Genomic DNA, 16,301 nt, shown 5'->3' on the forward strand with positions numbered 1-16,301 from the left:
ATTTGTCAAAGATAAGTGTTTTACCAATGATTAAACAGCCAGCATATTTAAAAAAAGGCGACAAAATTGCGATCGTTTGTCCGGCAAGTAAACTTCCCAGAGATATTTCCAAAGCGCTGGAGGTATTTAAATCCTGGGGATTGGAGGTGGTCCTGGGTAAGAGTGTGGGTGCTGCCCAACACCAATTTGCTGGCGATGACGAGCTGCGTACAGCAGATTTACAAGGTTTTTTAGATGATCCTTCTGTAAAAGCTATTGTTGCTGGCAGAGGAGGCTATGGCTGTATTCGAATTGTAGATGACCTGGACTTTAGCGCCTTTTTAGAGCATCCTAAATGGATTGTAGGATTCAGTGACATTACTGTGCTCTTATCACATATTTATGCGCAGTTTGGCATTCAGAGCATCCATGGACAGATGCCTTACACTTTTGATGAGGCTACACCAGAGTCATTGGCTTCGTTAAAGGCGGCATTATTCGGAGAGCAGTTGGAGTACGATTATACGCCCTCAGTTATGAACAGAAAGGGTGACATGGAGGGAATTGTTATTGGTGGTAATCTTACTTTACTGGTGATGATGCATGGCTCTTCATCTGATATAGATTATACCGACAAGGTGCTGTTTATTGAAGATGTTGGCGAGCGTCCCGCAGCGATAGACCGCCTGATGCGGATGCTGAAAAGGGCAGGAAAACTAGATAAATTGAAAGGGCTGATTGTGGGTGCATTTAATGAACTCCCTGAAGAGAAAATGCCATTTGGACAATCACCAGAGGAAGTGATCTGGGAAGTGGTGAAGAAATATGGATATCCGGTATGGTTTGATTTTCCGGTAGGACATATTGAGGATAATAGAGCGGTGGTGGTTGGGGGGCTTTTTAAATGAAAAAGGGCGGATAAAAAATCCGCCCTTTTTCATGAATTAGGTTATTCTTATTTGAGATTAACTGTTAATTCTTTAGCAGTACCTAAACTTGCCTCTACATCACCTGTTATAGAATCTAGTTTGATTTTCAAAACTTTTCCTTTAACATAAGTAGGTAGAATATCTAAGTTAATATTGCTTGTCGTTGTTCCTGCTGGAAATGTCAATGTTCCTGTAGTTCTCAATATATAATCTGTACCAACAACACCACCCTCAATACTATAAGGAACGGTGATTGCAGCTGAACTTGGAGCAGATAATTTCACTTCAAAATTTCTATTACCAGATGCTGTAACATCTACCGCTGTAGTAGTTGCAAATCCAACTGTTTTTAGATCATCCGTGACCGTAATAGTATACAAAGCTTTATCAGCATTTATAGAAACCTCAGAACCAACAGGTGCAGTCGCGCCGGTCAACCTAAGCTCATATACATTATCAGCATTTAAAGTCAAATTGTCTTTGACTTTAATCTCAATTGTAGCTGTTGTTGCCCCTGCAGCAATTACCAATGGATTAGCAGAAATCAGTTCTAAATTATTTGCAGAATTTCCAGCCTTAGGAACTAACGTATAGGTCAAGCTCGTCTGTGACTTCAAAGCAGAAGTTATAGTTATCGGAACTTTTATAGTTTGATCTGCAATCGTTTCCTTAATCGAAACAGCATCACTTGTTACACCAATTAGATTCTTTCCAACAACAATGTTTCTAATCTCATTGCTATTTGCACCCAAGGCACCTATAGATAAATCTTCAGTTCCTTTTTTTGCCCCCGTTATTTTAAATACAGCGGTTGCACTTGCAGATGCAGCAGGCACAATACCAGCAGGTACAGCAACAACTGCATTCGCTGTTAATCCGTCTCTTGGTATAGTGACAGTTCCAGTTGTAGAAAATGCTCCAGTCACCGAATAGCTAACCACTACATCCTGTTGAACAGCTGTTTTCAAACGTAATGCTATGGTAGCACTATTACCTTGAACAACACCCAAATTAGTTTTCGTTGTTATTTCCACATAGGCTGGAAGAGAATTGCTAAAATCATAGTTATCCCCAGGACCTTTTTTTTCACATGACTGCAGAAAAAATGCTGAAGTCAGAGAAAGTAATATTATAAGCTTTTTCATATTTCTATTATAAATCGAACCACATTTTTTCATTATATCTCACTGTTGTCTTTGGCGCATTAGGATTATTTGAAATCTCATTAGTGATTGGATATTCAAATCTTCTAAAAATAGGTCCGGCTGGCGCACCTATCGGCAAAGTCAACACAGGAACCTCACTTCCATCTGGACCCGACCTTCTCCACTGAGTGAATGCATCCAAACCACGATCCATTTTATCAACCCATTGTTGTTCGTGAATTGCCTTTATAGCTGCAGCTGGAGTAGTGAATGCGGGGAAGGCCGCAGAGAAAGCAGTTGCATTCGTAGCACTTACTCCAAAAAACTTGCTTGACTCTTCAACTCCCTGCTTGAACAATGTTGTTGCTTTGGTCAAATCTACAGCAACGCCTAATCCTCTCGCATATACCTCTGCCTCGGCAAATAGTTGCTCTTGATAAGTATAGAAAACTTCTGGTGCAGCAGGGGAATGTAAAGTAGCTGCGATCCTTGGATTAACAGCATCCACAGCATCAGCGCCCGGGGCTACTCCAATATAAGTTGCCTGACTTGCTGGCTTATCAAAAAACCTAGGCAATCTTGGGTCAGCGATTGGAGCTGCATTCATAATGTCTACAACAGGTTTACTTGCAAAGAAGAAGTTTACACCGCTATTGTATTGCAAGCTAATCGCATATTTCGGATTTCTTTTATTAGCCACGTCCTGATATGGAATAGCAACGTTATCTGCTACGGCACTAACCATGGGTTGTGTAGCATCAGTCAGTAGTGCACCAATAGCAGCTGCTTTAGAAGATTCTTTATCAACCATTGTTAACAACGTGCGTAATTTTAACGATTTGGCCAATTTTTTCCATTTCGCGATATCGCCTTTATAAAGCAAATCGTATCCATCGTTATTAGCACCAATTTTTAATGGGCTATTTACATCGAATTGTGCTAGTGCTTGATCTAGAAGAGTTAATGTACCCTCAAGAACAGTTTTTTGATCATCAAATTTTGGATACAAAATCTCAGATTTCCACGCCTCCGTAAAAGGCACATCTCCGAAGGTCGTTGTAATATCATAAACCATCATTGCTAACAATACTTTGCTTTGGGCAGCAGCATTATTATTTACCGGGGTAGCAGCCTCTGAAAGTCTAATTGCCTGTTGAAGATTGGCACCACCTCTTACGTATAAAGATACCCAAGTATTGTTGAAAAAGTTCGCCGAGAATGTATAAATATCTGGGCTTGGGTCTCCACCCGACCAACCTGTGGGATTATTTCCTCCAGCGTTAAGGGATTGGCTGGCCAGTCCCATAGGAATGTATAAATCTCCACTTGATCTTAAGTTCATATAAGCCACGGTTGCATAAGAGAAAAGTAACTTCGGATCAACCTGTTCAGCCGTATTTGGACTTGTGTTTATATCAAGATATTTCTTGCATGAAGATAGTGTCAACAACATGGTCAAGACACTAAACGTATATATTATCTTTTTCATTTTCATTAAATCTTAAGTCTGATATTGAAACCAATTGTTCTTGTTGATGGTATTGAGTTAAACTCAACCCCTTCAGCAACACTCTCTGTTCCGAAGAAGTTAGCCTCAGGATCAATGTGCGGAACGTTGTCATGGATAATCCATAAGTTTCTGCCTTCTACACCAATCTCCGCTCCTTTAATAAATTTAGCACTTGTTTGGAAAACTTTAGCAGGTATTTGATACGACAACCTAACCTCTCTAAGCTTTACATAAGAAGCATCAAATATATTTGCTTCAGTGTTTGTAGTTGTATATTGAGCCCAGTAATCCTGCATACTTGTAACTGGTGTTACGTTTGCATTTCCGGAAGGATTGACTCCTTTATCTATAAATACCCGACCTCTATTCAACAATGTTTCTTCAGCCAAACCACTGGTTCTTAATGAAGATACTGAGTTAGAATAGATAACTCCACCTTTTCTGATATCTACCAGGAAGCTCAGTGAAGCTCCCTTATAAGAAAAGCTATTGTTGATTCCACCTAACCAGTCAGGGCTCATATTGCCTAACCTTTTGTCACTAACTGTTCTTCTAAGTCCAGTAGCAGGGTCGATAACCAAATTTCCTGAACCATCTCTTTCCCAAGCCACACCATAAATTCCAAATGGTTTTCCTGATTCAGCTTTGATTGACAATCCACTCCAACCACTAGCCAATGAGTAAGAAGCTAGATTAGATGGCAACTCGATTTTTTGAATATTTCTCGAGAAGTTTACATCCATGTTCCAGGTAAAGTCTTGCGTTTTAAAAGGAATCAGTCCCAAAACGATCTCAAAACCGCTATTTTTAACAGATCCAGCATTCAACAACGCCGCAGAATAACCTGTTGATTGTGGCAAAGGCAACCGCACGATCTGATCTGAAGTATTGGTATTGTAATAAGTTACATCCAAGTTCACACGGCTCTGCAAAAATCTCAGCTCAGCACCAACTTCATAAGAAGCCTGATTTTGTGGTTTCAAGTTTAAATTTGGGATAGTAGCAGGGCTACTGAATGCTAATACGCCATTAAATGGAAATGTAGAACCATATCCATATTGTGCAAAGGCTGCGCTTATTGGAGAATACTGGAATACACCTTGATATGGATCAGTATCACTACCTACGTTAGCATAACTCGCTCTTAATTTACCATAGTTAAACCAATCACTTTTTGGAAGCAACTCGCTAAATACAAAACTTGAACTTACTGAAGGGTAAAAATATGATCTGTTATTTACAGGTAATGTAGATGACCAGTCATTTCTTCCCGTAACATTTAAGAACAAATAATCTTTGTAAGATAGACCAACATCACCATATACACCTTGAATACGTTTTTGATTAGAAGTATTTGTAGTCACCACACTTCCTGCATTCGCATAATTGTATAACTGATCAGCAATTAATTGCTGCGCATCTGAAAGATCGCGACGGTAGAAATTTTCAAAAATATTGTAACCACCAATTACTTTCAAGCTCAGGTCCTCTGTCAATTTCTGATCGACAGTAAGCAAGAGGTCATTGTTGATGATCCTGTTGTAAATATTTGCTGCGTAGAAATCTCCTGTTAATGAACCAATTGTTCCCTGTCTTGTTACTCCTCTTCTAAATTCATTGTAGAAGTCAGTACCTAGATTATTGGAAATTGTCAACCAATTCAATGGTTTATAAGTTACGATCGCGTTACCATAAACACGGTCAACAACATTTGAAAAGTTGTTATTATTAACTACCCAGTACGGGTTATTACCTGTCCGTGTTGGTGTAAGTGCGATTTGCTGTTTAGTAACCGGATCAAAATAATTGTCTTTCAATACTTTTGTGTCAATTGTTCTAGGAAGACCGTAAACTATAGATTGAAGTACACTCGGGTTATTAGAACTTTGTACCGGACGTCCATCTGCAACTGTACGGGTATAGTTCACATTGGTACGTACATCGAGCCCGGGAGCTACAGTTCTTCCTGCATTAAAACTAACAACATTCTTTTTCAATTTCTCATTAGGAATAATACCGTCCTGGATAGTATTAGTATATCCGAACCGATAATCACCAGATTCACCACCGCCATCAAAAGAAACAGAATTAATATAGGTTTTTCCTGTATTGTAAAAATCTTTCACGTTGTCAGGGTAAGCCTGCAAAGTAACCTGATTGCCCAGATAATCTGTAAACTTCCTGTCCTGCACCTCGCTGATTTTCGGTCCCCAGCCGTTCAAACTTGAACTGTTGACAGTTGGTCCGGTGCTATATACACCTTGTACACCCTGCGCATATTCATTCTGGAAACTTGGCAGTTTCAGCACATTATCAAATCGAGTCGAAGAATTTACAGTAATTGTCGTTTGACCTTTTTTACCTTTTTTGGTCGTAATTACAATTGCGCCATTTTTTGCACGCGCACCATAAAGCGCTGTTGCGGCAGCACCTTTCAAAACCGTCATGGATTCAATATCGTCGGAGTTTAAATCCCCGGCTCTGTTTCCATAATCTGATCCTGCACTTCCTTGAGGAACTGAACTGGTCGAGATGGTATTCACCTGTTGCGAGCTATTGTCTACAGGTAAACCATCAATCACGAAAATGGGCTGATTGGATGTACTACCTGAGTTGAATGATGAAGCTCCCCTGATGATGATCTTAGACGAACCACCTACAGTTCCCGACTGTGAAGTCACCCTTACACCAGATACTTTACCAGCAAGAGAGTTGATTACGTTCGTCTCTCTGGCCTTGGTCAGCTCATCACCTTTGATCGTACTCACTGAATATCCCAATGATTTGGCCTCTCTTGTGATACCAACTGCAGTTACCACAACCTCAGAAAGAGCGGTTGCATCCGATTGTAAAGTCACGTTCACTACACTAGAAGCACTTGAAATTGTCTGGGTAGTAAATCCCAGATAAGAAAACACCAATTCTACAGAACCGGAAGGTACAGATATTGCATATTTACCATCTGCGCCTGTTTGAGTACCATTTTTAGTACCCTTAACTAAAACCGTTACACCAGGAAGAGGAAGACCGTCATCCTTGCCTGTAACCGTTCCTGTAACAGTTCGATCTTGAGCCATAGCGGTGCCCGCTATGAACAGCAAAATGAACAAACTTTGTACAAGTTTTTTCATAAAAAATAAAATTTAGGTTAGTCAATAATTAACCAAATATAAAGAATTTGATATGCTTGCATAAGTCTTTTTAAACGCCCACAACTAAATGACATTAAAATGACAATGAAAAACAACTCAAAATGACTAAAAACCGGAGATATGCAGAATTTTATTTCGACAAACCTAGATTCACATCCCTTTTCATCCGAAAAGCATCCTTACAAGTGATCGTCACAAAATATTTAACATTTTTTAACAAATTCTAGCAAATAGGGGGATTTTAAAAATGTTTCGCTTGGCACTTATCAGACTGGGAATCTAAAACGTTCTATTACTGCTAGTTTATTAGAAAAACAGCGTTTGCAAACATTTGTTTTCCATTTTCCCAAAAAGATCGAAATAATATATCACTGCCTAAATAAACAGCCACACCTTTTCCGATAGATTGTACACCAAACAACATCCCTTGATCCAGCTTTCGCAACACTGATTTCCCTGCTATCCCCGCCATGTAAGCATTTGGTTTTAAAACACCTACGTTCCATCCTTTTGTCAAGGGGTCATAAATTTTATCGTCTGTCTTTAAAGTGTAATAGTAATCTCCCAAGCCGGCCGACAACGGGTGACTACTGTCGAGCTCTACCTTAAATATCGCTCCAGGAATAGCGTTGGACATGTCCTCCTGTTTTCGCTCACCGTACTTCTTAAAACCTGTCTGTGATTCTTCCTCTTTCAAAGTGTCCTTTAGCTTAACCGAAAATGGCTTCTTCCCAGCTACAGCAGCTATTGCGTCCTCAAATAAGATCACTTTTCCGCCAAGTTTAATCCAGTCTTCTAATTTCTCATTAGTATGATCTGCATATACCCCATCAGGTAAGATCAATACGTTAATTTTATTGATATCTAATACCGACAAATGGTGCTCTGCAATCATTGTAATGGGATAATGAAGCTCCTGCTCAAAAAAATGCCAGATTTCTCCGACGCTCTGGGAAGAAATCCCCATACCGGAAACAACCGCAACTTTGGGGATGCTCAAGACGGGGTACACTGTAGACCCAAAATCTTTTCCTTTTTCCACGTAGCCGCTTGGACTGGAATAAACAGAAAGGCCAAGTTCCCTCTGTATAGCTAAAATTTTTGCCGATAAATTCCTGACTAATTTTTCATTCTCATTACGATATATCAGGATCGACCCTGAAGGAAAGACCTTGCCTGCAGAAGTGAATCCCTCCTCTGCCATTCGCACTTTAATTCCAGCCTTTTGTAAAGCAATCAGCAATTGCGCATCCTCCAGAGAATTCCAGGGAAAAATCCAGGCATAAGGCTTTTCCCCAATCTCGCTCTTAGGTTCTTCCGCTATCTCTGTGAACAAACCTTTTACAGGCTCTTTAAGGGCGTAAGCTTTTAGCCCATAGGCATAGGGAAGGGCCCATGCAGTAATGTCATAAGTATTGGAGTCCTTAATAGAGGTCTGTGGCTCAAAAAGCACATTCGCCAATACCGCCTTAGGCTGTTGAAGGTTCAGCACCAGGTCATTCCTTTCCAGCTTAAAGTTTTCGGTCTTTTTAGTCTCAAAATTATAGCCGCGCCAATTTTTTTCCACTGAACCATAGGCAAAAGAAATTCCATTGTCTTTCAATAGTTTACTGAGCCGTTTTAGCCTGTTCACATTTTGGGCTTTCACTACATAGGTTTTATAAACGCCCTGCGGCACCTCAACAGCTTGCTGAAAATACAGTCTAAACTCTTCGACCAGCTTCGTCGCATGTTTGGAGACCGTTTCCAGTGTAGCCATCCCACTCACATAATGATGATCTATGCGGTCTTTTAAAGTCAGCGTGTCGCCATCAATGGTCACCACCGCAAGTCCGGCACCAATACCTCCCTGTTCATAGGTCATCCCAATACTACCATTATACAGCGGATAGGTATCTCCATAGGAAGGATACAAGAGATCAAAGCGTTCCTTCGTAAAATATTTCCAGCCCTGTTCATCAAAATACTTTGCATTATTTTTCCCTACGATGACCTGAAAATCTCTCTGCCATTTTGAAACATCTTCATGTATTGGTTCTGCCGCAGGGGCAAAATAATAGGGTTCATTGTAGTTTTGCTCATGAAAATCGACATGCAATTCCGGCATCCAGTCCTGGTAAAGCCTCAGCCGCTGCTTGGTCTCCACTTGTGTTTGCCATGCCCAATCCCGGTTGAGATCAAAATAATAGTGATTGTACCGACCGCCCGGCCAGGGTTCAAAATGCTCTCTCGCCATAGGATTGGCATTTGGCTTCGAGCCACTCACTTCATTGAAATAATTGACATACCGTTCTCTCCCGTCGGGGTTCAGGCAGGGATCAATGACCACCACAGTATTCTTCAGCCATTCCTGTATGTTTTTTGTCTTCCTGACAACCAGCTCATACAGCATTTTCATTGCCGTTTCTGTACTGCTGGCTTCATTACCATGTACGTTGTAACTTAACCAAAGAATAGCCGGTTGCTTATTCAGATCGGAGGGTTTCGCTTTACTCAGGTTTAGGTTTGAACGACGGATCTGCTCCAGATTTTCCATGTTTTCCCTGGAGGAAACAATGGCAACCAGCAATTCCCGCTGCTCATAGCTTTTTCCATAACTTTGAAGACGCACACCTTCAGCCTTTCCCAGGTAGCGGAAGTATTCCAGTACCCGCTCATGTGAGGTAAACCTGCTGCCCAGTTCATAACCCAAAAATTCATCTGGAGATTTCAATTGTCCTACCGCAACATTGCAAACCAGGATCAAAAACAGGAAAGGCAAGACAATACGGCTCATAAAATCTGGTTTAAGTGTACAAAATACTAAAGTTTATTTTTTGTTTCTCTTTCATAACGTAATTTTACCATATCATTTATTCCTTTTCTCCCATGACAAGTATCGACTCCCTGTATCAACATTACCTGAAACACCCTGGCATCTCTACAGATACAAGGACCATCAGCCCAGGTTGCTTATTTTTTGCATTAAAGGGAGAAAACTTTGATGCCAACCAGTTTGCAGAAAAAGCAATCAATGATGGGGCCGCCTATGTCATCATCGACAATCCCGACTACCAGCTTGACGAACGCTATTTGCTGGTTCCAGATGTATTAACCGCCTTACAGCAGCTGGCCACATACCACCGGGCTCAGCTCAACATTCCGGTAATAGGCCTTACTGGCAGCAATGGAAAAACTACGACTAAAGAACTGATTAATGCTGTTTTATCGGAAAAATACAGAACTTTTGCTACCAAAGGAAATCTCAACAACCATATCGGTGTCCCTTTATCTATCCTTTCAATTCAGAAAGATATCGAGATCGCCATTATCGAAATGGGTGCCAATCACCAGAAGGAGATCGAATTTCTTTGCAGCATCGCGCAACCCACGCATGGGCTCATCACCAATGTAGGCATGGCTCATTTGGATGGCTTCGGTGGATTTGAAGGCGTAAAAAAGGGGAAAGCCGAACTGTACGCTTATTTGAAACTACATGACGGTTTCGCCTTTGTTTGCCACGATAGCCAGCACCTATTGGAAATGAGCGAAACCGCAGCACTCCATAAAATCATTTACTACGGCACAGAAAGCAACAACTCTGTATGGGGAAAACTGCTGAAAACTGACCCTTTCATTGAAATCTCCTGGAGCGATAACACTGGTGACCACCAAACCGGACTTAACCTTACAGGCGCTTATAATTTTGAAAATATATTGGCAGCAATCTGTATCGGACAGTTTTTCGAAGTAAATCCAGTTCAGATCAACAAAGGTTTGTCGGGGTATATCCCTAAAAACAACCGTTCTCAGATCAGTAAAACAGCGCATAACACGGTCGTTTGCGATTTTTACAATGCCAATCCCAGCAGCATGTCTGCCGCGCTGAAAAATATTGCGCTGCTCAATGCTGCGCATAAAACGGTGATCATAGGAGATATGTTTGAGTTGGGGACTGAATCTGCTGAACAGCATGACCTGATTGCCCAGGAGGCCGCATTATTAGATCTGGATACCGTCATACTGATTGGAAAGCAATTCTACACGTTAAAGGATGAACTGGATGCGCTATTCTTCAACAGTCCTGCTGAGGCTAAAGAATTCCTGGCAATCAATCCCATAAAAGACCATCTGGTTTTATTAAAAGGATCGAGGGGAATGGCCTTGGAGCAGTTACTGCCCTTGCTGTGATACTTTAATCCCTGCATCGCTGATCTCCTGAAGAGGGTTATCACGCATATTTTGCTCTACTTCCAGGTCATATTTTCCGGGAACCGGAAATTTATAATTGGTGAGCAATGGCAGGGTATAGGTAAATAGGTTGCCAGAGCCTGATCCGTTCCATTGTCCGTCCGGCTGGGCCAGCTTATACTCGTATCGAATCGTTCTCTTAGTACCTCCTGCGCCTTTGATATGCAGCAGAACAAATATATTGGAATATCGGTAGTCGGCAGTATGCCTGAGCTTAAAATGAATGTCTACTGGCCTATTTTGGTCTTTGATCTCAACCTGAACCTTCACCTTATTTGCATAGTTCCAGTTTCGGGAAGGCATGCTCATATTGCTGTCTACCATAGTGCCCTGTTCACATCCAAGCAATGCGACTATGGAACTGAACAGGGCAATAAATAAAATCAAAAGCTTATTCTGATTCATTTTTAGGCTTATTGTCTTTTGGTTTCTTTCTGCGGTTGTTGCGGTTGCGGTTTCTGTTGGCAGATGGCTGCCCCGTCGCGGGCACGCCCTCCTGAGTGTTCAAACCTTCCGCAGGAGTACCCATTACTGCTGCATTTTCTTTTTTCTGTCCTTCGGGTCTTGGTGGCCTGGGCTGCTGGTTCTGCTTGGGCTGTTGTCCGGGCTTATTTTGTTGCGGAGTCCTTCCCCCCTGAGCCGGTTTTGCCTGCTGAGGTCCCTGTTGCGCCTGCTTCGGTTGTTGACCTTTTCTGGCTTCAGGCTGAGCAGGTTTCCCGGATGATGCAGGCTGATTTCCCTTGACCTGTTTATTTCTATCGTTCCCTTTATTCCTGTTGTTTCTATTGTTCTTATTTCTCGATTTATCGTCGAGCCTGGTCAAACTGTCCTGACCCACCACATTTTCATAATCATGGGTCTTCTCCACTACAGCAACAGGTGTCAGTTCCAATGCTTCCTCTTTCAGGTTAACCGGTTTCTGACCACGCTTGTTCATGGCCATGATTTCCTTTACCCGATCGACTTTCAATGGGATCCAGTCCTCAGTATTTGGATAGGCAAACCACATGATTTTCTTGAAGATGTCCGTTTTCTGATGACGGGCCACACCAATTTCGGTCTGCAATGCCTCTATACGGTCGGGAATATCTTTTAACGCATCCAGATAAGTATCCAGTTCATAGTTCAGACAGCATTTCAGTTTACCGCATTGCCCGGCCAGCTTTAGTGTATTCAAAGAAAGATTCTGATACCTTGCAGCAGCAGTAGATACGGTCTTGAAATTTGTAAGCCAGGTAGAACAGCACAGTTCGCGCCCGCATGATCCAATACCGCCCAGGCGGCCAGCTTCCTGACGCATTCCGATCTGACGCATTTCAATCCTTATGCGGAATGTTTCAGCCATTTTTTTGATCAGCTCCCTGAAATCTACCCTGCCTTCAGCAGTATAGAAAAAGGTGGCTTTGGTTTTATCTCCCTGATAATCGACATCACTGATTTTCATAGACAAGCGAAGATCAAGGGCAAGGGTACGCGCTTTGTGCATCGTTTCCCACTCCAGTCCTTTGGCGATCTTCCATTTCTCCACATCAGCTTCTGTAGCTTTCCGGTACACTTTTCTGGTGACCTGATCGATCGGTGTTTTGCGGCGCTTCATCTGCATCCGCACCAATTCACCCGTGAGGGAAACATGGCCGATGTCGTATCCGCCCGTAGGGCCTTCCACAGCGATCAACTCTCCAATTTCCAGGTAAATATTATCGACATTCAGGAAGAATTCCTTCCTTGCGCCTTTAAATTTAACTTCGATAACCTGAAAAGGTGTATAATTAGAAGGCGTATCTAAGTTAGACAGCCAATCGTAAACTTCCATTTTTCCGCATCCGCCAGTAAGGCATGAGCCATTACTTTTGCAGCCTGCGGGGGCGCAACCGCCTCCTGTAGAACAACTTCCACATCCCATAATTAATTGTATATATATTGAGTCCCCTTAGGGAGCGTTTTAAACTTAATTATTTTTACTAGCTGTAAAGATACATCTAAAAACAGAATTTTCGGGTTCGCATTTCTTTCTATATGATAATGAGCCTTTTCCAATTCTGAAATAATAGCATCGGCCATGTTCAGGCTCAGGACATGGGTCGATAATTTCTTTGCGGTATCTAGAGCTGCGCCCGGCAATTTCACCAGTTCTTCGGCCCCGGAGAGCAATAAACTGCATTCTCTCATGAAACTGATCCCGTACTTTAAAAAGTTTTTTTGGTTTTCCCTGCCCCAGCCAGCAATCTGCTCGGTAAAGACGGTGAGGTCTAGTACCCGGTTCCCATATCCCATCCTCAGCCATTCTGCAAACTTGTCTGCGTGCTCATTTTGGGTATGTAAGATCAGCTGTTTCGCCTCAATCAGGTTTCCATCTGCCAGAAAGCTGTATTCTGTAGCCTGATTTTCGGAAAGCCCATGTTCTTCCATCAGGTAAGTCTCCATGGTGCCATAGTCTAGCTTGGGTATTTTTACGATCTGCGTCCTTGACAGTAACGTAGATAAGATCTGTTCCTGATTATTGGCCACCAATAGGAACAAGGTATTTGCAGGTGGTTCTTCTATGATCTTGAGTAAAGAGTTGCCCTCTTTATCGAGGTATTCAGGCAGCCACATGATCAGGACCTTGGTATCACCCTCAAAAGCTTTATAGCTCAATTTTTTGATGATGTCGTGACATTCAGCAATGTTGATATTTGCCTGTTTATTTTCCGCGCTCAGTTTCGACCGCCAGATGTCCATATCGAAATAGGGATCTTCCAACAACATACTCCGCCATTCTTCGAGTACATCTACGGCTATCCGGACATCTTTCGACGCAAAAAAAGGATAAGAAAAATGCAGATCGGGATGGATGTAGCGTTCGTATTTACGACAGGAAGAGCACAGGCCACAACTGTCATCAGACTGCTTATCAATACAGTTGATATACTGCGCATAGGCAATAGCCAGGAGTAGCGCACCGCTTCCGTCACAGGACAGAAATAACTGCGCATGACTGATCCTGTTCTCCGCCACCGTTTGCAACAATTGCTGCTTAACCTGCTCCTGACCTATGATGTTTTTAAACTGCATTTGGTGCAAAATAGTAAAATTTTAAGAAATACCACCTAACTACCAGCTTGGGGATTCCGTTGGGCTTTGGTTGGGCCTGCTTCGGGTAAAGGTACCCAAAACCCGAAGCAATTCCCTCCAAATCCCATTTCAGTCCTGATTCTGCCCAATAGCGGATCTGCCGGTTCTGTTCTGAAATCCTTTCTTATCTTTGACCCGGGAGGGCGTATTTTTCCCCTCAAAAAAATATGAGCAGGATTTTAGCTTTTGATTACGGCACAAAGAGAATCGGCCTTGCCGTCACCGACCCTCTGCAGATCATTGCAACCGGACTGGATACGGTACACCCTAAAGACATCATGGAATTTTTAAAGAAGTACCTGTCTACGGAAACCGTTTCTGCCTTCGTCTTTGGTGATCCAAAACAAATGGATGGCTCCCCCTCTGATTCTGCCCAGCATGTAAAAGGTTTTGCAAGAACGTTGAAAAAAACCTATCCGGACATCCCTCAACATTGGATCGATGAGCGCTTTACTTCCAAACTCGCCCATCAAACGATCCTGCAGAGCGGATTGAAAAAACAAGACCGTCAGAATAAGGAAAGGGTTGATACCATATCCGCCACGATCATCCTGCAATATTTCATGGAAGCCAACCGTTTAACCTAAGAACATGAGCCTCATCAACGACGACTTACAGCAACTACTGCTCAACTATTGCGAACCAGAACCAGAGCTACTACAACAAATAGACCGCGAAACCCAGCTCAAAGTACTGATGCCCCGAATGCTATCAGGACATTATCAGGGCAGGGTACTGAGCATGCTCAGTAAAATGACCAGTCCCAGGCGCATCCTGGAAATAGGAACCTTCACCGGGTATGCGACGATTTGCCTGGCAGAAGGTCTTACTGAAGATGGGATGCTGTACACCCTGGACATCAACGAGGAGCTGGAAGATATGGTACGCAGGAATTTCGCTGCTTCAGCATACAATGAGCAGATCAGTTATATCCTTGGCGATGCCAACCAAACCCTTCAGACGCTTGAAGAAAGTTTCGACCTCGTTTTCATTGACGCCGATAAGAAAAACAATGGCACCTATTATGACATGGTCTTTGATCGCGTGAGAAAAGGAGGACTCATCATCGTAGATAATGTACTCTGGAGCGGAAAAGTGCTGAACAACAATCCCGACAAAGACACCAAAAATATCACTACATTTAACGACAAGATCGCAGCAGATGAGCGCGTAGAAAAGCTGATCCTCCCGGTAAGGGATGGTCTATTCATCATCCGGAAAAAATAACAATGAACAATAAAATACTCAGCCTTGCCATTATCGCCATCTTTTTCTCTGCCTGTAAGTCGAGGCAATATAGCCGCAACAATAAGAAGATTGAGAAAGCAGCCAACAAATCCAATCCTGATTTTAAATCACAGACCACACTGAGCTACATTCAGTTGTTTAAGGATGTGGCCATAGAAGAGATGAACCGGTATGGGATTCCAGCTAGTATTACATTGGCACAAGGGATCATTGAATCGGGGAGTGGCAACAGCAGCCTCGCGCGTTATGCCAACAACCATTTCGGCATCAAATGTACCTCAGACTGGAAAGGGAAGGGATATTATAAAGACGACGACAAGGCCGACGATTGCTTCCGTGTGTACAAAGACGCCAGGGAATCATACAAGGACCATTCTGAATTTTTGAAGCGGAAACGCTACAGTTTCTTGTTTGAACTGGACAAAAACGACTATAAAAACTGGGCCAGAGGATTGAAAACTGCGGGCTATGCCACCAACCCGAACTACCCGAACCTGCTGATCAATGTGATCGATAAATACCAGTTGTACCAATACGACATTCCGGAATCGGAAAATGAGAAATTGAAACGCGAAGACCGGGTATTTACGGAAATCAATGCCAACATTCCTAAAGAACAGAAGAAATTTACCCCAGTGGCTACACCTCCCTCCAAACAGGTCATCAAAACCCCAGATACCTTAAGGATTTCTGCACCGGTAGTGAATCCGGACCTGCCACCTGCTCCTGTGTATAGACCTTCCTCATCCAGGAAACCTGTAGCGGATTCGGTAAAGCAGGGCGAGACATCCAAAGTGGTTACACCGCTACCAAGCTCAGATCCTTTGGCCATTCCCGCAGATAAAACTTATACCGTCCAAAAGGGAGATACCCTATACAGCATATCCAAACGCTTTAATATTGGCATAGAAGAATTGAAGCTACTAAACAACCTGGCAGATACTGGTATTAAAATTGGGCAAAAACTGATCTTAGTTAAATAATGTTAAGTTAT

The 16,301-nt window shown here is 42.5% G+C and carries 12 protein-coding genes; 5 read left to right on the top strand and 7 right to left on the bottom strand.

Annotation, left to right across the window (positions count from 1 at the left end; translation table 11 throughout):
- Window positions 1-26 precede the first annotated feature (26 nt).
- Entirely contained in the window at window positions 27-887 is an 861-nt protein-coding gene (locus tag WAE59_RS20975; RefSeq protein WP_337857950.1) for a S66 peptidase family protein, read from the top strand.
- 47 nt (window positions 888-934) lie between these two features.
- Here WAE59_RS20975 and WAE59_RS20980 read toward each other — a convergent pair whose 3' ends face one another.
- The 4 genes from WAE59_RS20980 to WAE59_RS20995 form a co-directional block, all read right to left on the bottom strand.
- Window positions 935-2,053 carry a hypothetical protein gene (locus WAE59_RS20980; RefSeq protein ID WP_337857951.1) on the bottom strand — a complete coding sequence of 373 codons (1,119 nt, stop codon included), beginning with the start codon at window positions 2,051-2,053 and terminating at the stop codon, window positions 935-937.
- A 7-nt stretch (window positions 2,054-2,060) separates the two neighbouring features.
- Window positions 2,061-3,542, bottom strand: coding sequence for a SusD/RagB family nutrient-binding outer membrane lipoprotein (locus tag WAE59_RS20985; protein WP_337857952.1), 1,482 nt, complete (start codon window positions 3,540-3,542; stop codon window positions 2,061-2,063).
- A gap of 5 nt (window positions 3,543-3,547) precedes the next feature.
- Complete coding sequence (locus WAE59_RS20990) at window positions 3,548-6,694, bottom strand: SusC/RagA family TonB-linked outer membrane protein (protein ID WP_337857953.1); 3,147 nt, start codon at window positions 6,692-6,694, stop codon at window positions 3,548-3,550.
- Between the two features lie 319 nt (window positions 6,695-7,013).
- Complete coding sequence (locus tag WAE59_RS20995) at window positions 7,014-9,491, bottom strand: M14 family metallopeptidase (protein WP_337857954.1); 2,478 nt, start codon at window positions 9,489-9,491, stop codon at window positions 7,014-7,016.
- 92 nt (window positions 9,492-9,583) lie between these two features.
- Here WAE59_RS20995 and WAE59_RS21000 point away from each other — a divergent pair, with 92 nt between their 5' ends.
- Window positions 9,584-10,885, top strand: coding sequence for a UDP-N-acetylmuramoyl-tripeptide--D-alanyl-D-alanine ligase (locus WAE59_RS21000; protein WP_337857955.1), 1,302 nt, complete (start codon window positions 9,584-9,586; stop codon window positions 10,883-10,885).
- Here the strand turns inward: WAE59_RS21000 and WAE59_RS21005 are convergent.
- The 3 genes from WAE59_RS21005 to WAE59_RS21015 are packed head-to-tail and all read right to left on the bottom strand — an operon-like array spanning window position 10,868 to window position 13,999.
- The gene (locus WAE59_RS21005; protein ID WP_337857956.1) at window positions 10,868-11,350 is read right to left on the bottom strand and encodes a gliding motility lipoprotein GldH; all 483 of its coding nucleotides are present in this window, start codon (window positions 11,348-11,350) and stop codon (window positions 10,868-10,870) included. The genes WAE59_RS21000 and WAE59_RS21005 overlap by 18 nt on opposite strands.
- Entirely contained in the window at window positions 11,337-12,848 is a 1,512-nt protein-coding gene (gene ricT, locus WAE59_RS21010; RefSeq protein ID WP_337857957.1) for a regulatory iron-sulfur-containing complex subunit RicT, read from the bottom strand. Before ricT ends, WAE59_RS21005 begins: the two co-directional genes overlap by 14 nt.
- A 2-nt stretch (window positions 12,849-12,850) precedes the next feature.
- Complete coding sequence (locus tag WAE59_RS21015; RefSeq protein ID WP_337857958.1) at window positions 12,851-13,999, bottom strand: DNA polymerase III subunit; 1,149 nt, start codon at window positions 13,997-13,999, stop codon at window positions 12,851-12,853.
- Window positions 14,000-14,226: 227 nt separating this feature from the next.
- On the opposite strand from WAE59_RS21015, the gene ruvX reads away from it, so the two are divergent.
- From ruvX to WAE59_RS21030, 3 genes are read left to right on the top strand one after another with little or no spacing between them, the layout of a single operon-like run.
- On the top strand, window positions 14,227-14,646 hold the full coding sequence (gene ruvX, locus WAE59_RS21020) for a Holliday junction resolvase RuvX (protein ID WP_337857959.1): 420 nt from the start codon (window positions 14,227-14,229) through the stop codon (window positions 14,644-14,646).
- Between the two features lie 4 nt (window positions 14,647-14,650).
- Complete coding sequence (locus tag WAE59_RS21025) at window positions 14,651-15,286, top strand: O-methyltransferase (RefSeq protein ID WP_337857960.1); 636 nt, start codon at window positions 14,651-14,653, stop codon at window positions 15,284-15,286.
- Window positions 15,287-15,288: 2 nt separating this feature from the next.
- The gene (locus WAE59_RS21030; protein ID WP_337857961.1) at window positions 15,289-16,290 is read left to right on the top strand and encodes a glucosaminidase domain-containing protein; all 1,002 of its coding nucleotides are present in this window, start codon (window positions 15,289-15,291) and stop codon (window positions 16,288-16,290) included.
- Window positions 16,291-16,301: the final 11 nt, after the last annotated feature.

The organism is Pedobacter sp. GR22-6, assembly GCF_037402555.1.
GTDB lineage: Bacteria > Bacteroidota > Bacteroidia > Sphingobacteriales > Sphingobacteriaceae > Pedobacter.